The organism is Cupriavidus sp. HMR-1 (genome assembly GCF_000319775.1).
Classification (GTDB): Bacteria; Pseudomonadota; Gammaproteobacteria; order Burkholderiales; family Burkholderiaceae; genus Cupriavidus; species Cupriavidus metallidurans.
The window spans coordinates 46,520-66,637 of record NZ_ANKP01000021.1; the positions used below are offsets into that span (position 1 = coordinate 46,520).

A 20,118-nucleotide genomic window follows, 5' to 3' on the forward strand; every position below is an offset into this window, starting at 1 on the left:
CACCCGTCGCGGTCGGGGTGTGTGTCAGCCAGCGGCCAGACTGACGCCGCCCGCGGTGGCGCTTGCCTTGCCGTTGCGGCCGTACATTTCGTTCGGGCCGGCACCGCCCTGGCGCAGTACCTGGATCGCTTCCTGCGTGAATTCCAGATGCGCGTTGACGATGGCGCCGTTGAGTTCGTTGGCGTCGCGGGCCTTGTGGGCAAAGAACACCACCTTGCGCCACGCTTCGGCCACGCCCGGTTCGAGTGGGCCGCCGATCAGCAGTCCGCCGGCGCCCACGCGCAGCTTCAGCGCGATCATCTGCGCCTCGCGCGCGGCGGTGGCGCGGGTCAGCGCCTGAGCCAGTTCCATCTTCTTGCCGAGCAGATCGGTCAATGCCTGGAAGTCCTGTCGCTTGATGGCCTCGCGTTCATCCGCAAGGGCGCGGCCAAAGGCCGCAATGGCGCCGGCTTCAATCGAAAGGGTCTGGATCAGGGCTGCCTGGGTCATGTGAAGTTCAGGGTTTGCTGCCGCCCTGGCTCAGCTCATGGAGCGATGCGAGCAGGCCGTCGGCAATCTTGCTGGGATCGATCTGGATCCGGCCCTCCGCAATCGCCTTGCGCACTTCCGCAACCTTGGCGACATCGATATCACTGTCGCTGTCCTGCAGCAGGCGCGTGCCGATTTCCCGAACCTGCGCGGCCAGCGGGCTGACACGCACGCCGGTCAGGGCGGTGGGATCCGACGACGCGGCGGCACCGCTGGCGGCCGGACGGGCGCCGCCTTCGGATGCCGACGGCTCGGTGGGCCGGGACGAGGGGGAATTGTTGATCTTCACGGTGAAATCCTTGCTGGGTTCCTCTGGCTTATCGGATGCGCCGCCGGAAACTTTAGGCATTTCCGGTGTGGTGCGGCGCGATCGCCTGACAGTTCCGCGGCATTTTCGCACGCCCGGCGTGTGCCGGTTGTGACGTTGCCATTTTCCTGTTGTGCCAAGGCCTCCAGCCCGTGTGACGACTAACTTCCAATGATTTCAGGCCACGCCGAAAAGTGCCGAGGCCGCAATTTTCGTCGACTTATTGCTGCAGCACGACCGTATCGCCGCTGCGAACCAGTCCGCTGACAACCTGGCCGTTGCGCAGCCGCACCTGGACCATGTTGCCGGTGGCGGCGTCGGTCAGCACCTTGCCTTCGCTGCTGAGCTGGAACGAATCGCCTTCCACGGTCACGTTGACGGTCTGGCCCGATTTCACCGCAATCGGCTTCCGGATCAGGTCGGTGCGCATCGGCGAGCCGGCGGCAATGCGATTGGCGGAGACGGAGCCGTCCACCTGCGACGGGTCGGTCACCACGGCGCGCGGCAGCATGGCCAGATCGCCCTGACGGACTTCGAGATCGGCGGCGGTAATGGTTTCTCCCGGGCCCATCGCGCGCGCGGCCACATAGTAGTCAGTGAGCACCGACACGCGCGCCTGCATGTAGCGTGTCCACGGCCGGTCACCACCGCAGCGCAATCCCACGTTGACGCGGCCGTAAGGCGCTGCGCCGGGCGGCAGGAACGGTTGGGGATCGACGCACTCCGGCGCGCGGCCGCCCGAGGGCGTTCCCACCTGGACGCTGACCTTGCCGGGCAGCCCGCTGGCCTGGCGCAGCAGGAACTGCTCCACGGCCACGCGCGCCGGGTCATCGACAAACGGCGTGGATGGGGTTTGTGCAGTCACAGGCGTGGCAGCGGCGGGCGCGGCCAGCACTGGCTGGCTCATGGCAATGCCGGCCAGCGCCAACAGCGCGGCGGCCTGGCGATAGAGATTCATGGCGTTCATCCCAGCAAGGATGTAAGTGTGGCGCGCCGCCCGTGCGCGATGCGCCGTTGTCATTCAGTGGGGCTCATTGTAGGCAGCGTGGCGCGAGAGACCGCAGCGGAAATGCGCGGGTTTCCCGTCCCTATTCCAGCGATTGGCGTGACAACCCGGCCCCTAAGATGGCAACCCTGAAGAAGCCCGACCGCGGCGCCGGACACGTATACCTGGCCACGCGACGGCGTTCTCCCGCAATGCAGCCATTCGAAGCCACGCAGGAAAGGCAGACATCATGGACAAACTCGACGCAGCGTTCCGCTTCCAGCAGGAAGCCCTGAGCCTGAGGACACAGCGGCAATCGGTGATTGCCTCGAACATCGCGCACGCCGACACGCCAGGCTACAAGGCCCGCGACTTCGACTTCGCCAGCACGCTGGCCCAGTCGGTGGAACGCGGCCAGCGCAGCCAGGGCACGTCGTTGTCCACCACGTCCGCGCGTCACCTGCCGGGGCAGGCACCCACGTCCACCGGCAATGAACTTGACTACCGCATTCCGCTGCAGTCGAGCATCGACGGCAACACGGTCGAAATGGATACCGAGCGCGTGGCCTTTGCCGACAACACCGTCCATTACGAAGCGGGCCTCACGGTGATGAGTTCCAAGATCAAGACGATGCTGGCTGCGATCCAGAGCTGACGGAGACTGCCGTGGGAACGATGAGCATTTTCGATGTGGCGGGCTCGGCGATGGCCGCGCAGTCGCAACGCATGAACGTGACGGCTTCGAACCTGGCCAACGCGGACAGCGCGGTGGCCCCGAACGGGCAGCCGTATCGCGCCAAGCAGGTGATCTTCGAGATGGCGCCCACGCCCGGCCAGAGCGATGTTGGCGGCGTGCAGGTGGCTGGGGTGATGGAAGACACCGCGCCGGCGCGCATGGTGCTCAACCCGAGCCATCCGCTCGCGGACGCCAACGGCTACGTGACGATGCCCAACGTGAATCCGGTGGAAGAGATGGTCAACATGATCTCCGCATCGCGTTCGTACCAGGCCAACGTGGAGGTGCTCAACACCGCCAAGAGCATGATGCTGAAGACGCTGACCATCGGTCAGTGAAGCCCAACCTTCCGAAATTCCAGGACTAGCCGGAACCCACCATGACCACCACTTCCAACGTTGGCAGCAGCACCACTTCGGCTGTGAACCAGGCACTGCAGAACGGCAGCGCCAGCGCCGCCGACCTGCAGAACCAGTTCCTGACGATGCTGGTGACGCAGATGAACAACCAGGACCCGCTCAATCCGCTCGACAACTCGCAGCTTACTTCGCAGCTCGCGCAGATCAGCACCGTGAGCGGCCTGCAGACAATGAACACCACGCTGACCCAGTTGCTGCAGCAGACTGCCGCGAGCCGCGCGATGGACTCGGCCAGCCTGATCGGCAAGACCGTGATGGTGCCCGGCTCTGCCGTGAGCGTGTCCGGCGGCGTGCCGGGCCAGATCGGCGTGGACATTCCTTCGACCGCCGACAGCGTGACCGTGCAGGTGCTAGATGCCAGCGGCAACGTGGTGCGCACGATCGACATGAAAGGCCAGACCGCCGGTGTCAAGGATGTTGCCTGGGACGGCAAGAACGACCAGGGCAACGCCGTCGCGGATGGCGACTACAGCTTCAAGGTGGCCGCGACGGCCAACGGCAAGGACGTGTTGCCGGTGGCGCTGGTCTACGGCAAGGTGCAAGCGATCAGCGGCGACAGTTCGGGCGTGCTGGTCGACCTCGGCAACGGCCAGACCGCCAGCGTCGACGACGTACGCCGCATTTCCTGAACGCATTTACATATCACCCGGTCCGGCATACGCGCGGGCATTTCACGAACGACAGCCTACATAGGGGTTAATCATGGGTTTTGGTCAAGGGGTAAGCGGCCTGAACGCCGCGGCGTCCAACCTGGACGTGATCGGCAACAACATCGCCAACGCGAACACGGTTGGCTTCAAGCAATCGACCGCGCAGTTCGCGGATGTCTACGCAGGTTCGAAGATCGGCCTGGGCACGCGTGTGAATTCGGTGGTGCAGTCGTTCACCAACGGCAATATCTCGTCGACCGGGCGCAACCTCGACGTGGCCATCAGTAACGGCAACGGTTTCTTCCGCCTGGCCAGCACGGACGGCGGGGTGTACTACTCGCGCAATGGCCAGTTCCAGCGCCTGGACGATGGCCGTCTGGTCAACGCGTCGGGCCTGCAGGTCACCGGTTACCCGGCTGGCACCACGGCAGGCGGTGTGGCACCGCAGCCGATCGTGATCAGCAACGCGCAGATGCCGCCGCAGGCCACCACGAACATCAAGGCCCAGTTCCAGCTCGATTCGCGCAGCACGGTACCGACCAACGCGTTTGTCAGCACGCCGGGCGCCAACCCCCCCGCGCTGCCGAACTCGACCATGTTCAACTACAGCACGGCGATGACGGTGTATGACTCGCTGGGCAACAAGCAGCAGCTCACCGCGTACTTCGGCAAGAGCATCCCGGCGACGAACCCGGCACCGCCCAACGCATTCGGCGGCACGGACTGGGACATGAACGTGACCGACGCGTCCGGCAACGTGCTGCAGACGGTCACGCTGTCGTTCGATGCAAACGGCATGCTCAAGGCGCCGAGCGCCACCACGATGCCGACGGTCACGCTGCCGGCCGCCAATGGCGCCGCCGCGATGACGGCTACGCTGGATCTGTCGGGCACCACCCAGTTCGGCGCGGACAACGACCCGAAGAGCATCGTGCAGAACGGTTTCACGTCGGGCTCGCTGCTGGGCTTCTCGGTGCAGTCAGACGGCACGATCCTCGGTTCGTTCTCGAACGAGCAGACGAAGTCGCTGGGCCAGATCGCCATGGCCGCGTTCGGCAATGCCGAAGGCCTGAAGCCGGAAGGCAACAACGTGTGGTCCGCCACCGGCGCCTCGGGCCAGGAACTGCTCGGCGTGGCCGGCGGTTCGATGGGCACGCTGCAGTCGGGCTCGGTGGAAGAGTCGAACGTGGACCTGTCCGGCCAGCTCGTGAACCTGATCGTCGCCCAGCGCAACTACCAAGCCAACGCGCAGACCATCAAGGCGCAGGACACGGTCATGCAGACGCTGGTGAACCTCTGATCTCAGCCTGAACTTCAAGCAGCGTCATGGACCGCATGATCTACACCGCCCTGTCGGGCGCCAAGCAGATACTCGACCAGCAGGCCGCGGTATCGAACAACCTGGCCAATGCATCCACAACGGCCTTCAAGGCGCAGGTCAACATGTACCGCGCCGTGCCGGTGGTGGGGCAGGAGGCGCAGACACGCGCCTTCACGCTGGCCTCGACGCCAGGCGCCGACATGAAAGCCGGTCCGCTCAGCTACACGGGCCGCAATCTGGACGTGGCGCTGCAGGGCAACGGCTGGCTGGCGGTGCAGATGCCGGACGGCTCCGAGGCATATACCCGAGCAGGATCGCTACAGGTGTCGCCGGACGGGCAGCTCCAGACCTCGCTGGGCCTGCCGGTCATGGGCGACGGTGGTCCGATCGGGATTCCGCCCGGTTCCACGGTGTCGATCGGCACCGATGGAACCGTGACCGCGCGTGGCCCGGGCGAGGCCGCGAACGGCCTGGCCCAGGTAGGAAAGCTGCGCGTCGTCACACCGCCGCCCGAAGGGCTGGCGCGTGGTGACGACGGCTATTTCCGTCTGCGTCCTGGCGTGGACCCGCTTCAGCAGGACCCCAACGTCCGCGTGATCTCCGGCGCGCTGGAAGGCAGCAATGTCAACCCGGTCGACTCCATGGTGGAAATGATCGCCAATGCGCGCCGCTTCGAGATGCAGATGAAGATGATCACGGGCGCCGACAGCAACGACCAGCGGGCTAACGCGCTGCTCTCCAACAATTGAAGCGCGCGGCCTTGAAGCCGGCGCGGAAAAGCTAAGACAAGGAACACCATGATCCGCTCTCTCTGGATTGCCAAGACCGGTCTTGATGCGCAGCAGACGCAGATGGACGTGATCTCGAACAACCTGGCCAACGTGTCCACCACGGGCTTCAAGCGCAGCCGTGCCGTGTTCGAGGAAATGATGTACCAGACGATCCGCCAGCCGGGCGCGATGTCGTCGGACCAGACGGTGCTGCCGTCCGGCATGCAGATCGGTACTGGTGTGCGTCCGGTGGCAACCGAGCGTATCCACACGCAAGGCAACCCGCAGCAAACGGGCAACGCCAAGGACGTGGCCATCATCGGCAACGGCTTCTTCCAGGTGACGATGCCCGACGGCACCACCTCCTACACGCGCGACGGTTCGTTCCAGGTGGACCAGAACGGTCAGCTGGTCACGTCGAGCGGTTTCGTGATCAACCCGGCCATTACGCTGCCGGCCAACTACACCTCGGTGAACATCGCGCGTGACGGCACGGTGACCGTGATGCAGCCGGGCTCGACCAACGCAGCCACGGTGGGCCAGCTTCAACTCGCCACGTTCCCGAACCCGACCGGGCTGGAAAGCATGGGCGAGAACCTGTACGTGCAGACCGATGCCTCGGGCGCGCCGAACACCACGGTGCCGGGCCTGAACGGCGCGGGCACGCTGCAGAACAACTACGTCGAAGCGTCGAACGTGAACGTGGTGGAAGAACTGGTGAGCATGATCCAGACACAGCGTGCGTACGAAATCAACAGCAAGGCGGTGCAGACGTCGGATCAGATGCTGCAGCGTCTGACCCAGATGGGATAAATGGCAATGACCATGGCCGCCACTCGCTCTGGCTCTCGCATCGTCGCATTCGTCGCGCACGCCATCGTCGGCCTGGCCGCGCTGGCCAGCGGCGGCTGCGCGATGATGCCCAAGGAGCCGCTCGTGCAACTGCCCACCACAGCGCGCGCCGAATCGCGCCCGGTGAGCGCGCCCACGGGCTCGATCTTTGCGTCTTCCTATGCGGCGGGCAATCCGCTGTTCGAGGACAGGCGGCCACGCAACGTTGGTGACATCCTGACCATCGTGATCACGGAGAACATCAACGCCAGCAAGAACTCGGGCTCCAATGCCAGCCGCGCCGGCAACAGCACGCTGAGCTTCAACGCGGTGCCGCGCGCGCTGGCTGGGCTGTTCAGCTCCGCTTCGAACGCCGACATCGGCGGTACCAACACGCTGAAAGCCAGCGGCGGGTCCTCCGCGACCAATACGTTCAACGGCACCATCACGGTGACTGTGCTGGAGGTGCTGCCCAACGGCAACCTGGTGGTGTCCGGCGAAAAGCAGATGGCCATCAACCAGGGCGCGGAGTTCATTCGTTTCTCGGGCGTGGTCAATCCGCGCACGATCACTGGCGACAATGGGGTGCTCTCCACCCAGGTGGCGGACGCGCGTATCGAGTACACCGCCAAGGGGTATATCGACGAAGCACAGAACATGGGCTGGCTGCAGCGCTTCTTCCTCAATGTCCTTCCGTTCTGATTCCGCCATGTTTTTGCCTCCGATGCCTTTCCACAAGCCAGGCTCGCTTTTGGGCACCCCGCCCGGCCTTCATTCCCGCTCAGGTCGCGCGGTCTTTCTTGCTGGCCTGCTGCTCGCGCTCTTCCTGGGCCTGGGCTTTGGCCACGCACATGCGGAACGCCTGAAGAACCTGGCGACGTTCCAGGGCGTGCGCGACAACCCGCTGGTGGGCTATGGCCTGGTCGTGGGGCTGGACAACACCGGCGACCAGACCATGCAGACGCCGTTCACCACGCAGAGCTTGCAGAACATGTTGTCGCAGCTTGGCATCACGCTGCCAGCCGGCAAGAACATGCAGCTCAAGAACGTGGCGGCGGTGATGGTGACCGCAGCGCTGCCGGCGTTCGCGCAGCCTGGCAGTCAGCTCGACGTGGTGGTGTCGTCGATGGGTAACGCCAAGAGCCTGCGTGGCGGCACGCTGCTGATGACGCCGCTCAAGGGTATCGACGGGCAGGTGTACGCCGTGGCGCAGGGCAACATGCTGGTGGGCGGCGCGGGCGCGTCGGCCAACGGCAGCAAGGTGCAGATCAACCAGCTCGCCGTGGGCCGCATCGCCAACGGCGCCATCGTAGAGCGCGCCGTGCCTTCCTTCCAGCCGGAAGGCGGCTTCATGAACCTCGAACTCAAGGACACCGATTTCGGCACCGTCGAGCGCGTGGTCGAGGCGATCAACCGCAATCTGGGCGCGGGAACTGCCACCGCCATGGACGGCCGCGTGGTGCAGGTGCGCACGCCGCAGGCGTCATCGGCGCGCGTGGGATTCATGGCCCGGATCGAGAACCTCGACGTGACGCCGGCCAAGGCCGCCGCCAAGGTCATCCTGAATGCCCGTACCGGCTCGATCGTGATGAACCAGGCCGTGACCGTGGAAGACTGCGCGATCGCGCACGGCAACCTGTCGGTCGTGATCAATACGCAGCCGGTCATCAGCCAGCCGGGGCCGTTCAGCCAGGGTCAGACCGTGGTGGCGCCGGTGTCGCAGATCGACATGAAGCAGGGCGGTGGATCACTTCAGATCGTGAAGGCCGGCGCATCGCTGGCGGCAGTGGTGAAGGGCCTGAACGCGCTTGGCGCGACCCCGGCCGACTTGCAGACGATCCTGGAAGCCATGCGTGCTGCGGGCGCCCTGCGCGCCGAGCTGGAGATCATCTGATGACGGGCTCGACGCTCTCCGGACAGTCCGACATCTCGCAGCGCTTCGCGCTCGACACGCAAGGGTTCGAGGCGCTCAAGAACCAGGCGCGTGCCGGCAACAACAGCAGTTCGCTGCAGGCCGCCGCCAGGCAGTTCGAAGCCGTGTTCACGAACATGGTGCTGAAGAGCATGCGCGATGCGACGCCGTCGGACGGCCTCTTCGACAACGAGCAGACCAAGCTCTATATGTCGATGATGGACCAGCAGCTGTCGCAACAGCTCTCCACACGTGGTATCGGTTTGGCCGACGTCATGATCCGCCAGCTTGCGCGCGCCACGGGCCAGCAACTGCCGCCGAACATGGCAACGGCCGGCGGGGTCACCGCCGCAAGCATCCAGGACGCCCAGATGGCCGGCCTGCTCGATGGCCGTGGTGCGACCGATGCCGATGGTCCGGCAGTGCCGGTGGGCACGACGCTGCCCGGCCCGGCGTGGAACCCGACCGCCGGCGTGCGCCAGTACCAGAATCAGTCGGACTGGCAGGGCAACGGCCAGTCTCAACTGGGACAACTGCCCAACGACACGCCCGAACACATCAGCAGCTTCGTCAACCGCATGGCAGGCCCGGCAATGGTCGCGTCGCGCGCATCGGGCGTGCCGGCCAAGCTGATCGTTGGTCAGGCCGCGCTCGAATCGGGATGGGGACGCCGCGAGATCCTCAATGCGGATGGCTCGACGTCGTTCAACGTCTTCGGCATCAAGGCCGGTGCGAACTGGAAGGGGCCGACGACCGAGGTGCTGACCACCGAATACGTCGATGGCCAGCCGCAGAAGGTGCGTGCCCGCTTCCGAGCCTATGGCTCATACGAAGAGGCTTGCAATGACTATGCGCGGCTGCTGACCTCCAACCCCCGTTACGCGGGCGTGGTGGCGGCAAACAGCGCCGATGAGGCCGCCCACGGCTTGCAGCGCGCGGGCTATGCCACCGATCCGGCCTACGGCGAGAAGCTCGTCCGGATCATGAAGAAGGTTTCGACCTGAAGCATTGCGATAGAGGGTGGGTCCCCTATGCCGCGTTGTGGACGAGGGGAGGGAACAATCGGTGAACCTGCATGGCGCGGCGCTTTTCAGCCGCGCTATTGGCGTTTGTGGAAGCAGTTCTTCATGAGAGTACGCGCTCACAACTACTCCGCATTTTCACGATTTGCAGCGCTAAAGTTGAGCGACGTTCCGGCCGTTATTCAGCACATCCACCGCCGTCGGCCGTGTGCCGCCGGCTTGCCATTCGATCCGGAGTCAGACAAACATGTCTCTGTTTAATATCGGTCTGTCGGGCCTGAACGTGGCGCAGAACGCGCTGACGACCACTGGCCACAACTTCAGCAACGCCGCGACTCCGGGCTACACGCGCCAGAGCACGATCGTCGCGTCGGCCGGCGGCCAGTTCACGGGCTCCGGATTCTTCGGCCAGGGCTCCACCACTGTTACCGTGCAACGCGTCTACGACGGCTTCCTGACCGGCCAGCTTCGCACGGCCACATCGGCCAGCAGCGAGCTGTCCACGTTCTCGAGCCAGATTTCGCAGATCGACAACCTGCTGGCTGACCAGAACGCGGGTCTGGCCCCGCTGATGCAGAAGTTCTTTGCCGCCGTGCAGACGGTATCGGACACGCCGGGCGACACCGCGGCGCGGCAAGGCATGTTGTCCGCCGCCCAGGCGCTGACCGGCCAGGTCAAGGCGTCGAGCGACTACTTCAAGCAGCTTCAGGACGGCATCAACACGCAGCTCACGTCGTCGGTGCGTCAGGTCAACGACTACACCAAGCAGATCGCCAGCCTGAACAAGCAGATCTCGCAACTGACCGCCGCATCGGGCGGCCAGCCACCCAACGACCTGCTGGACCAGCGCGATCAGGCCGTGTCCGAGCTGACCAAGCTGGTGGGCGCGAAGGTCGTGGTGCAGGATGGCAATACGTATAACGTCTTCGTCGGTAACGGCCAGCCGCTGGTGATGGGCTCCGAATCGTACGATATGACCGCGGTGCCGTCGGCCGCGGACCCGAGCCGCATCACGATCGGCTACACGCTGCCCAACGGCAACACGGTGCAGTCGGAAGATGGTTCGGTGACCGGTGGCTCGATTGGCGGGCTGCTGCGCTTCCGCAGCCAGTCGCTCGACCAGGCGCAGAACGCCATCGGCCGCCTGTCGCTGGCGATTGGCCAGGTGTTCAACAACCAGCACAAGCTCGGTATCGACCTGAACGGCGCAACGGGCACCGATCTTTTCTCGCTGGGCCAGCCGACGACCTACGCGAACGCGAACAATAAGTCGAACGCGGTTGCCACGGCCACGATCACCAACGCCGGCAGCCTGACTACCAGTGACTACTCATTGAAGTTCGACGGCACGAACTACTCGCTGACGCGTCTGTCGGACAACACCGTCGTGTCGACGTCAACCTCGTTGAACGGCATTGCTGCGGACGGCATTTCCGTCAGTCTCAACGGACCGATGAGCGCCAACGATTCGTTCCTGATCCAGCCGACACGCAATGCCGCGGCAGGCTTTGGCACGCTGATCACGGACCCGGCCAAGGTGGCCGCCGCTTCGCCGGCACGCGCCGACGCCAGCACGCAGAACACCGGATCCGGCACGGCCCAGCTCAGTGGCGTGGCGCAGGGGTTCACGCAACTGTCGGGCAAGATCACGGCCACCTACACAGGCGCTGGCTATACGTTCACCGATGCCCTGGGCAACGTAGTGACCCCGACCAGCACCGCCGCCAACGGTACCGGTACCGACTACACCTTCAGTGGTCTGACCTTCCATTTCGACGGCACGCCGAAGGCGGGCGACACGTTCACGCTGTCGAGCAACTCCGGCGCGACGGCGGACAACGGCAATGCCCTGGCGCTGGCCAAGCTGCAGACCGCCAAGACCATCAACGGCACGTCCAGCTTCAACGACGCCTATGCGTCGCTGGTCAACCAGGTGGGCAGCGATGCCAAGTCGGCAAGCATTGCCTCGGAGTCGCAGGACAGCATCACCACACAGGTAACGTCGGCACAGCAGTCGGTGTCCGGCGTGAACATGGACGAAGAAACGGTGAACCTGCTCAAGTTCCAGCAGCTTTATCAGGCGAATGCGAAGGTCATCCAGACCGCCAGCACGATCATCGACACGCTCCTCAGCATCGGCTGACCGGGCCACGTCCTCCACTGACAGTTCAAACGGATACGAAGGAATCACGCCATGCGCGTCGCTACCTCCACCCTGTACCAGCAAGGCCTGGCTTCGATGAACAACCAGCAGTCCAAGCTGCTGTACGTGCAACAGCAACTTGGCACTGGCCGCCGCATCCTGACACCGTCTGATGACCCCGTGGCCGCCACGCGTGCGCTCGGCGTCGCCCAGGCCCAGTCCGTGAACGGGCAGTACGCCACGACCCGCAAGCAGGCCAATGCATCGCTGGGCCTGGAGGAGAATACGCTCCAGTCGGTCACGACCACGATCCAGAATATCCAGTCGCTGCTGGTGAACGCCGGTAACGGCACGATGAGCGACACAGACCGCGCGTCGCTGGCCACGGCATTGCAGGGGCAGTACGATCAGCTTATGGGTCTGGCCAACGCCGACGACGGCAATGGCAACTACCTGTTCGCGGGCTTGCAGGCCAACACGGTACCGTTTGCGAAGAACGCCGCCGGCGCGGCTGTGTACCAGGGCGACAACAGCCATCAGCTGCTGCAGGTGGACGTCGCGCGCCAGATGGAATCGGGCAATACAGGCGCCGAAGTGTTCATGAGCGTGACGACCAACGCCGGCTACGTGCTCAATGGCAATGCCGGCAACGCCGGTACCGCCACGTATGGGCCGATCTCTGTTTCGGATCCGACCAACCCGCTCTATGGCACGCCGCTGAAGCTGACCTTCCAGCCCAATGGCACGACAGGGGCAATGGAGTACCAGGTATCGAACGCCACTACGGGAGCGGCGATTGGCACGGTCCAGCCCTACACTGATGGCACGCCCATCAACGTGGGCGGCGTATCGTTCACGGTCAAGGGCACGCCGGCCGCTGGCGATTCGCTAACGGCCGTGCCCGCGCAACAGGCCGGCGCGGACATCTTCGCGAACCTGCAGAACGTCATCAGCGCGCTGAAGAAGCCGATCGACACCGGCACGAACACGGACGCGGCCAGCGCCAACCTGCAGAACGTGCTGGCCACCGGCATCCGCCAGATGGGCAACTCGCTCGACAACGTGCTGACGGTCCGGTCGTCGGTGGGCTCGCGCATGCAGGAACTCGACGCGCTGGACACGATCGGCCAGAACCGCGATCTGAACAGCAAGTCCACGCTGTCCGACCTGCAGGATCTGAACTACGCGTCGGCCATCACCGAGTACTACCAGCGCCAGACTGCGCTCCAGGGCGCCCAGCAGTCGTTCATGCAGATCCAGGGGATGAACCTGTTTCAGTACCTGAGGTGATCGGGGCTCCGTTCGCCATTTGCGGGTTGGAGCAATGAAGAAAACATAAGTGCAAACAGCACAAGCTACAGCTGTTGAGCACACCAAAAAAAGGCTGTAACCCTTGTCCAGCAAGGCTTGCAGCCTTTTTTTTCACGAGACGCAGTGCTCGTCTCAGACAGCAACGGGCTGTATCGCCTCGGTTGACAGGGTCTCGAGCCAAGCGTTGCCAGCAAGCCTCCGACCCGACTGAGTACATCGAATTGGTTGAGGCTAGCGGAAATGCCGCGAATTCGTACGGACAATCAACAAGCAGCACTGCATCCGAAGACCGACTAAACCACCTCCGAAAAATGGAAGCATCCCTTGCCGCGCGCCTTTGCGACATACAGTGCGCGGTCGGCGACATTAAGGACTGCATCGGCGCTTTGTCCGTTGGGAGAAATATGGGTAATGCCGATGCTTACGCCAATCGCCACCTTCTCTCCATTGGCCAGCAGATACGGTACAGCTATGTCTCGTAGCAGCCGTTGCGCGAGCGCTTGCACGTCATCACTCTCATGGTGGTGCAGCAAGATGACAAACTCATCTCCTCCAATTCGAGAGACGTGAGTGCCTTCGGGCACCGTCGCTCGCATTCGGCCTGCCACTTGCTGGAGCAGTTCGTCTCCGCAGCCGTGGCCATGTACGTCGTTGACTCGTTTGAAGCCGTCCAGGTCAAGATAGAGGAGCGCGGAGCGCAGTGGGGAACTGGCATTGCACTCCATTGCCGCTCTGATTTCAGCCAGCAAGCTGCCTCGATTCAGAAGTCCAGTCATCGAATCGTGGCGCGCGCGGTGTGCGTTCTCGCGCTCCGACTGCATCGTTGCAACCAGCATTGCATGCATGCGAAAGGATGCACTCGTCATGCTGGCCACGTAGACGGGCAATTGAATCAGTGTCAGAAGGAACAGCGGTTCACGTGCGACGATTGCACCAAGGCAGCATGGACCCAGAGCCAGTAGAATCATTAGCCCGCTCATCCTGGGTGCCCCGAAGTTCCGGAAGCAAATGCCACCAATCATTGCAGCGGAAGAAAGGCATGCCAGGGCGGCAGCGAGCCAGTTTCCGCTTGTAATGCTCAGGTAGGCTCCCAATCCTACGCTAAAGGCCCACGCCAGACTAAACACCAGGTGCAAGTCGGTATGGGTCGACCGCGCCGTACGCGCTCGTCTCCGCGCCGAAACCAAGATGCTGATTCGAGCGATGCAAATCAGGCACTCCAATCCGAACCATGCAAAGAATGCTGGGCGTTGGATATGCCAGGCTATCAACGCAGCGACTAACAGCGTGTTGATGACCCCGCCAACGAAGATGGACAACGTCCCGAACAAGCTTCCGATAAGCGCACGCTTGATGTCAGTAGGGACGTCTCTGTCTGTGTCCGTAAGCCATCTTGTTATCTTCCAGCGCGGCAGCGTGAAGACCTCGGTCGATTGTGGCATTGGCTTGTGGGTTGGGGCATACGATTTGATATTGTGCCAGACGGCTCCCTGTTCGCCTTGCACTGTCCGACTCGCCGAGCCAGGTTTTGAACGCGTAGCGCGATGCGCGCCAGACAGCGATCTTCAGCGTAAGTCCCTGGATTCGAGGGAATCAAATGAACATGGGACGCGAAGGGAAGCAGCGACCTTACTCGTTTCCCCGGTGTCCGTGTGCCTTATGGCTTCGCGTTCCGGTCGCTACTTGTGACCTTGCCACGCGATGTCATCGTCTTCGTCATACGCGGGGGCGAATATGGCGTGCGCCCATTGAGGGGTAGATCGCTCCAGCGCACTACCACGGCGCGGACGCTGAATGCCATAGACAAAGAAATGCTCCCTCGCATCAATCAACTGCCGTTCGATCTGACGAAACTGGCCCATAGATAGCGCAGGCGTGTTCGCAAAAAAGGCGGTTCCATCCCACGGCGATGCACGGGTCCAGATCCACCAAACGTACTTGTACATGCGAGGGTCGGGGTGAATCGGCGGCGCAAAATAGTGGCCGGTACCGGGCTTGTCCGCCCACATGAGGTTGAACTCGTCATGGCAAGGCATCCACATGGTGACAGGCCTCAGTCGGCGCTGCGGTGAACCAACGCGAGCAACCCATTGCCGCGGGCGAATGGGCAACCCTGTGAATCATATGTGAAGTTTCGTTCGACGCTGTATGTGCCGAGCACCTTCATATGGGCGTCGTGGGCAACGCCATTCCCATGCTCTTCCGTGGCAATGAAGCCCATGACCAGGCTACGCGGATCGCGGATCGTTTCGAGGCGCATTGCATGCTCCGTAGTGAGAACGATCCAAATGGTAGGGACTAATGTGGGCCGGTGGTGTCCAGATTCTCGACGGGCGCCGAGCCATGCTCATAGCGCGACAACGCGCGCTTTAAATGAGCAATCATGCCTTCACGCATATCTGGCGGCGCGACGATTTCCACGGTAGTGCTCTTCTCCAACAGCAGATTGGTTAGCGGCACCGAAGGCACCACCGTCGCCACCAGCAGGAAGCCGCCATCCTCTTCGACAATGGTCTGATCATCACTCAGACGCAATGAACGGAAGGCGTGTTCAATCCGCTTGGCATCAATCATTTCGTTGACTCGCAGAACAAGCTGGACCGGCTTGCCTGCGAAAAACTCCATGCTCTTATCCTTCCGGATATAGGCGTCGAGGTTGAATGCTCGGTCGCGGGTCAGATCGATGCCAGCGGGCGTGGCCTCGATGATGCGGTCCATTCGCAGTGAGAAGATCGAACCCTCGGCCGTGCGGCGCTTGTTCTTGACGATCAGATACCAAAGCGGCCCTTTTTCGATCAAGGCATGGGGGAGGGCGCGATATTGCTTGGGTGCGGACTCGCGCGATGTCCGATAGGTGATATCAAGCGACTCATCGTTGTAGAGCGCGTGACCGACGATTTGAAATAACTCATCCTTGATCGCCGGTGCGACGAGGGGATAGCCCGCATGAAGCCGAGCGGTCTTGTCCAGCCAGAGGCGCGCGGCCGCGAGGTTCGACGCGGTGGGATGCTCTTCGAGGACGTGCGCTGCTGCGATGAAGTCGGCCTCCAATGCTCCGACGACGCTGGCGGGAAGATGACGGTAGGCGAGGTCCCGCAGTGTCAGGAGCGCGATGGCCTCGTTGACAGACGGTCGACGCCCGCCCGGCGTTGGCGACAACGCCTTCCAGACGCGTCCCTTCGTTGCGCCGTCCGGCTTCGCGAGACCGCCGTTCTCTAGTTCAGAAAGGGCGCGTCGGATCGTTCTTCTGTCTGCATGTCCTTCGAGCGCGCTTTGCAACTCGCCAGAAGGATATCCGTCGGGGCGGCTCGCCATCAGCTCGAGGGTAGCGATCGCGAGATCGCTGAGTGGCTGCGCGTGGGTGTTGTTCCTCTTCATGACGGGGCGTTCGCTGAATGTGGATGCAATGCTAGCAATATGGACACCATCTGACCAGATTCACGAATAGCATCAGGGCAACTCGATCTTTGACGCCCCGTTAGCCCAGCTATCCCGCCATTCCAAAGAGGGGTATCGAGTATCGGGCAATGGGTCGATATGCCTCTGGACAGGGACCATTCCCAAAGTCGGCTGGATGAAGGAAAGGAAGGTGCTTTCTTTCGCTTCAAGGACAAGGCTGACGACCAGAGGCCCGAATCACTACTTATCAAGAACAGAAAGTAGGACGATTTCTTCTCTGGCAAGGGATTGCGCGTGATGCGAATGATCATGTTTCTGCTAGGCCTGTTTGCGATTGTCTGCGTGCTGTATGGCATTTCAGCGGGCGTGCAGACCATCCAACGTGGGCTTACGCGGTTGCTCAACAATGGGCGCAACGATGAGGCAACGGCGGCATTGCCTGCGCCCGTTACGTTGGAGACCACCGAGTCCGTGAACGCGAAGGAGGCTGCTCCATCGTGTCAGGGCTATATCGGCGAGCTGCGCGAGCTCTATGAACTGCACAAGCAAGGCGCGCTTACCAAGGAGGAGTTTCAAGACTGGAAGCGCCATCTGCTGTCCGCCATGCATTCAATGTCAAGTGTCCGCAGAAGCGGACACTTCCGTGATATCCCCTAAACCTGAAAGGTTCCAAATCATGCCTCTGCCATTCATCATCGGCGCCGCCGCACTTGTCACCGCTGCTTATGGCGCCAAGAAAGGCTATGACGGCTATCAAAAGCACTCAGAAGCTGACGAGATCGTCAAGGATGCTCAGGCCCGTTACGAACGCAGGAAATCTGCGGTCGACACCCAGGAAGAGAAAACGACTGTCGCGCTCGACCTGTTGGGCAAGAAAGAGTTGGAGATCGGCAAGAGCATTGGCGAATTCAAAACCTTGGCCGACAAACTCCTGCAGCAACTCAATGCCGGGCGGGATAACAAGCTGAACATCAGCATTCCCAAGCATGAGCTGCAAAAGATCGAGAACTACAGCATCACAGCTATCAGTGTTCTGGGCACAGCGGTTGGGGCGGGTGCTGCAGGTGCTGCGGTGGGATTCGCTGTTTATGGCGGCGTCATGGCGCTAGGTGCGGCTTCCACCGGCACTGCCATCTCGGCCCTGTCTGGTGTGGCTGCCACCAATGCCACCCTGGCGGCCTTGGGCGGCGGCGCGCTGTCGGCGGGCGGCTTGGGTATGGCCGGCGGCACGGTCATTCTGGGCGCAGCCGTGGCAGCGCCGGTGCTTGCCATTGCTGGCTGGGCTTACGATAGTCACGGCGAGGAAGCTCTCATAAATGCCCGCAAGGCCAACGACGAAGTCAGCCGTGCCGTTGAAAAGCTGATGAAGGCCAGCGAGCAGCTTACGAAGACTGAAGTCTATGCTCGCAAGATCAAGGTCGAACTGACCACGATTTCTGGGCAGTTCCAGCGCTATTTCGACACCCTCAAGGGCATCGACCGCTTTATGGATGACATCAAGGGCCGGAATGTCGACGTAGGCGCGGAGATCGAAAAACTTGGCGACGATGTTCTCCGGGTCATCGAGAACGGTTATGCGCTGGCGGCAATCCTGGTGAACCTCATCATCGTTCCAATCTTCAGACCTGCAAAGATCAATGGCAAGGTCGTGCATAACAAGGACGGTGTGCCAGAGATGGAGAAGGATGCCGATGGCTCCATGATCCTCAACGATGCCGAACTGGATCTGGCCTTGCGCCAGGCCGAGTCTCAGGCAGGAAACATCGAGGCGGCTCGTTCCTGAATTGCGTGCGCCGCGATTGGCGCGGCACACGATTCGCTCATCTCAATCACAAGAAAACATGTCCACCGCAGTCGCCAACTACCCTTGGGCCGAAGAGCTCGAGAAAACCGTGGTCAACAGTCTGGTCACCACGTTTGGCCTGGATTTCCTTCTGTTCAAGGACAAGGTTGGCGGCGACGTGGACACAGTCCATAACGTACGTCAGGGCATCTGGGGCACGGAAAAGGAACAGCAAGCCTTCGAGCAGCGCGGCGCTTACGATGGCACGGCGTATCACACGCATCAGAATTACATAGCGACCGGCAAAAAAGACAAGGCCCTGCATCAAGCTGGGCAACTGAACGATGCCTATCGCGGTCAAGTCATGGCGATGGACGAGCAACGCAATCTCGACCATATTATTGCCGCCAAGGAAATCCACGACGACGCTGGCCGGGTGTTGGCAGAGCTCGACGGCGTGGAGTTGGCCAACCAGGGCAGCAACCTGCAAACGACGCTGGAAACGATTAACAAGTCCAAGAAACAATCCCCCATCGATGACTATCTGAAGAATCTTTCCAGGCTCGTCGAAGGTCATGAGAAAGACTTGGCCAGAAAGCAGGAGAAATTGAGCAACCTGCCACGCGAGACCCCCGAGCAGCGGCACAAGGCGGACGTTCTCGAAGAGAAAATCAGAAAGGCACAGAAGAAGATAGAAGGCCTCAAGTCTATCGATGCTGATGCAATGCGAAAGAAAGATCAGCAGGCTCGAAAGAAGTACGACGGAGCAATCGATCGTGCTTATTACGGTGGCAGCAAGTTCATGCAGAAAACTGGCGTTGCTGCGGGTCTTTCCGGCTTCAAGATGGGCACTCGTCAAATGCTTGGGTTGGTCATGGCGGAAGTCTGGTTCGAGCTACGCGCGCAAGTTCCGACTATTCTGGAAACTCTTAAAAAACAGTTCAGCTTCGAGAAGTTCGTCGAAGACATCCAGAGCACTTTTCGGGGTATCTGGCGTCGTATTCGGTTGCGCTTCAAGGACTTCCTGACCAGTTTCAAGGACGGTGTTTTCGGTGGCATCGTATCGAGCCTGACGACGACCGTTTTCAACATCTTTGCCACCACACAGAAGGCTACGATCAAGATCATTCGGGAGATCTGGGGCCAGTTCTGCAAGGCGTTCAAGCTGGTCTTCTTCAACCCTGAGAAACTGGGTTTTACTGATTTGTGCAAGGCCGTCATGGGCGTCCTGTCGGCGGCCGCGGGCGTGACGGTGGGCTCGATCGCCCATGCGCAATTACTGCCGTTGTGCAACTTTCCGTTCGGCGCTGAACTGGCGTCGTTTGTGGGCGCTTTGGTAACCGGCTTGGCAACGCTTGGGTTCACATACGTCTTGTTGCATGGCAGCGTGGCGCAACGGGCTTGGGCCTATCTCGAATCCATGATGCCGCATGCGGATACGGTGAAGAAGTACCAAGCCATCAATGCCGAGCTGGATGTCTACCTGACCGAGTTGGCGCGCCAGGAATTCAACATGGACACCGAGGAGTTGGCAGCGTTCTCTCGTGACTTGTCCGCTTGCAACGATGAAATGCAGCGCGGTCTCGTTCTGAAGGATGAGATCGCCAAGCAGGGCATTGAGTTGCCCTATGAAATGGGCAACGCGACGAGCACACGTAAATGGCTAGCGTCCCTGGCGAAGTGAACGCACCGACTTCGCGCGCATTTCCCTGTACGCAGTGCGGGCGTTGCTGTGAGAACGTTAATCTATCCGACGAAACACTCTTTTTGGATCGTGGTGACGGAACATGCAGGCACTACGACGCAGCGAGCAAAGCCTGTTCCATCTACAGCGAACGCCCGGACATTTGCCGGGTAGATCGGATGTATGTATTGCGATACGCGCGCCTGCATACTTGGGATGAATTCATTGCTTTGAATCTGCACGCGTGCGACCAGCTCCAATCGCTGGCCAGGCAATAGCTACTGCTCGGAGCGAGATTCGCACACGTTGTGCGGTGG

22 protein-coding genes are annotated in these 20,118 nt (G+C 61.8%); 15 read left to right on the forward strand and 7 right to left on the reverse strand.

Going from position 1 to position 20,118, the window contains the following annotated elements; all coding sequences use genetic code 11:
• Positions 1–24: 24 nt before the first annotated feature.
• The 3 genes from D769_RS00910 to flgA form a co-directional block, all read right to left on the reverse strand.
• Positions 25–489: a flagellar protein FlgN gene (locus D769_RS00910; RefSeq protein ID WP_008641151.1), complete on the reverse strand. Its 465-nt coding sequence runs from the start codon at positions 487–489 to the stop codon at positions 25–27.
• 7 nt (positions 490–496) lie between these two features.
• Complete coding sequence (flgM, locus tag D769_RS00915; RefSeq protein WP_008641152.1) at positions 497–877, reverse strand: flagellar biosynthesis anti-sigma factor FlgM; 381 nt, start codon at positions 875–877, stop codon at positions 497–499.
• A gap of 178 nt (positions 878–1,055) precedes the next feature.
• Positions 1,056–1,793, reverse strand: coding sequence for a flagellar basal body P-ring formation chaperone FlgA (gene flgA / locus D769_RS00920; RefSeq protein ID WP_008641153.1), 738 nt, complete (start codon positions 1,791–1,793; stop codon positions 1,056–1,058).
• Between the two features lie 274 nt (positions 1,794–2,067).
• On the opposite strand from flgA, the gene flgB reads away from it, so the two are divergent.
• The 11 genes from flgB (at position 2,068) to flgL (ending at position 12,914) form a co-directional block, all read left to right on the forward strand.
• Positions 2,068–2,475: a flagellar basal body rod protein FlgB gene (gene flgB, locus D769_RS00925; RefSeq protein WP_035880745.1), complete on the forward strand. Its 408-nt coding sequence runs from the start codon at positions 2,068–2,070 to the stop codon at positions 2,473–2,475.
• Between the two features lie 11 nt (positions 2,476–2,486).
• Positions 2,487–2,894, forward strand: coding sequence for a flagellar basal body rod protein FlgC (flgC, locus tag D769_RS00930; protein ID WP_008641155.1), 408 nt, complete (start codon positions 2,487–2,489; stop codon positions 2,892–2,894).
• Positions 2,895–2,935: 41 nt separating this feature from the next.
• On the forward strand, positions 2,936–3,604 hold the full coding sequence (locus tag D769_RS00935) for a flagellar hook assembly protein FlgD (RefSeq protein WP_008641156.1): 669 nt from the start codon (positions 2,936–2,938) through the stop codon (positions 3,602–3,604).
• A 73-nt stretch (positions 3,605–3,677) separates the two neighbouring features.
• Positions 3,678–4,925 (forward strand): flagellar hook protein FlgE, encoded by a 1,248-nt coding sequence (gene flgE, locus D769_RS00940; protein WP_008641157.1) that lies wholly within the window; start codon positions 3,678–3,680, stop codon positions 4,923–4,925.
• 26 nt (positions 4,926–4,951) lie between these two features.
• Positions 4,952–5,695, forward strand: a complete 744-nt coding sequence (gene flgF, locus D769_RS00945) for a flagellar basal-body rod protein FlgF (RefSeq protein WP_008641158.1) — start codon at positions 4,952–4,954, stop codon at positions 5,693–5,695.
• Between the two features lie 48 nt (positions 5,696–5,743).
• Positions 5,744–6,529 carry a flagellar basal-body rod protein FlgG gene (flgG, locus tag D769_RS00950; protein ID WP_008641159.1) on the forward strand — a complete coding sequence of 262 codons (786 nt, stop codon included), beginning with the start codon at positions 5,744–5,746 and terminating at the stop codon, positions 6,527–6,529.
• Between the two features lie 6 nt (positions 6,530–6,535).
• On the forward strand, positions 6,536–7,249 hold the full coding sequence (flgH, locus tag D769_RS00955; RefSeq protein ID WP_008641166.1) for a flagellar basal body L-ring protein FlgH: 714 nt from the start codon (positions 6,536–6,538) through the stop codon (positions 7,247–7,249).
• Positions 7,250–7,256: 7 nt separating this feature from the next.
• On the forward strand, positions 7,257–8,441 hold the full coding sequence (locus D769_RS00960; RefSeq protein WP_008641168.1) for a flagellar basal body P-ring protein FlgI: 1,185 nt from the start codon (positions 7,257–7,259) through the stop codon (positions 8,439–8,441).
• Positions 8,441–9,463, forward strand: a complete 1,023-nt coding sequence (flgJ, locus tag D769_RS00965) for a flagellar assembly peptidoglycan hydrolase FlgJ (protein ID WP_008641169.1) — start codon at positions 8,441–8,443, stop codon at positions 9,461–9,463. Before D769_RS00960 ends, flgJ begins: the two co-directional genes overlap by 1 nt.
• Before the next feature lie 265 nt (positions 9,464–9,728).
• Positions 9,729–11,624, forward strand: a complete 1,896-nt coding sequence (flgK, locus tag D769_RS00970; protein ID WP_008641171.1) for a flagellar hook-associated protein FlgK — start codon at positions 9,729–9,731, stop codon at positions 11,622–11,624.
• A gap of 51 nt (positions 11,625–11,675) precedes the next feature.
• Positions 11,676–12,914, forward strand: a complete 1,239-nt coding sequence (gene flgL / locus D769_RS00975) for a flagellar hook-associated protein FlgL (protein ID WP_008641172.1) — start codon at positions 11,676–11,678, stop codon at positions 12,912–12,914.
• Positions 12,915–13,228: 314 nt separating this feature from the next.
• On the opposite strand, the gene D769_RS32585 is transcribed toward flgL, so the two are convergent.
• From D769_RS32585 to D769_RS00995, 4 genes are all read right to left on the reverse strand, one after another.
• Positions 13,229–13,903 (reverse strand): GGDEF domain-containing protein, encoded by a 675-nt coding sequence (locus D769_RS32585; protein WP_241227827.1) that lies wholly within the window; start codon positions 13,901–13,903, stop codon positions 13,229–13,231.
• A 711-nt stretch (positions 13,904–14,614) separates the two neighbouring features.
• On the reverse strand, positions 14,615–14,944 hold the full coding sequence (locus tag D769_RS00985; protein WP_234706903.1) for a hypothetical protein: 330 nt from the start codon (positions 14,942–14,944) through the stop codon (positions 14,615–14,617).
• Positions 14,945–14,988: 44 nt separating this feature from the next.
• Positions 14,989–15,195, reverse strand: coding sequence for a hypothetical protein (locus D769_RS00990; protein ID WP_008641178.1), 207 nt, complete (start codon positions 15,193–15,195; stop codon positions 14,989–14,991).
• 38 nt (positions 15,196–15,233) lie between these two features.
• The gene (locus D769_RS00995) at positions 15,234–16,313 is read right to left on the reverse strand and encodes a WYL domain-containing protein (RefSeq protein ID WP_008641180.1); all 1,080 of its coding nucleotides are present in this window, start codon (positions 16,311–16,313) and stop codon (positions 15,234–15,236) included.
• Between the two features lie 324 nt (positions 16,314–16,637).
• Here D769_RS00995 and D769_RS01000 point away from each other — a divergent pair, with 324 nt between their 5' ends.
• The 4 genes from D769_RS01000 to D769_RS30815 are packed head-to-tail and all read left to right on the forward strand — an operon-like array spanning position 16,638 to position 20,079.
• Complete coding sequence (locus D769_RS01000) at positions 16,638–16,991, forward strand: SHOCT domain-containing protein (protein ID WP_234706908.1); 354 nt, start codon at positions 16,638–16,640, stop codon at positions 16,989–16,991.
• Between the two features lie 19 nt (positions 16,992–17,010).
• On the forward strand, positions 17,011–18,117 hold the full coding sequence (locus tag D769_RS01005) for a hypothetical protein (RefSeq protein ID WP_008641183.1): 1,107 nt from the start codon (positions 17,011–17,013) through the stop codon (positions 18,115–18,117).
• Positions 18,118–18,175: 58 nt separating this feature from the next.
• Positions 18,176–19,801: a hypothetical protein gene (locus tag D769_RS01010; protein ID WP_008641184.1), complete on the forward strand. Its 1,626-nt coding sequence runs from the start codon at positions 18,176–18,178 to the stop codon at positions 19,799–19,801.
• Positions 19,777–20,079 (forward strand): YkgJ family cysteine cluster protein, encoded by a 303-nt coding sequence (locus tag D769_RS30815; protein ID WP_081596756.1) that lies wholly within the window; start codon positions 19,777–19,779, stop codon positions 20,077–20,079. The genes D769_RS01010 and D769_RS30815 overlap by 25 nt, the downstream gene beginning before the upstream one ends.
• The last annotated feature ends 39 nt before the right edge of the window (positions 20,080–20,118 follow it).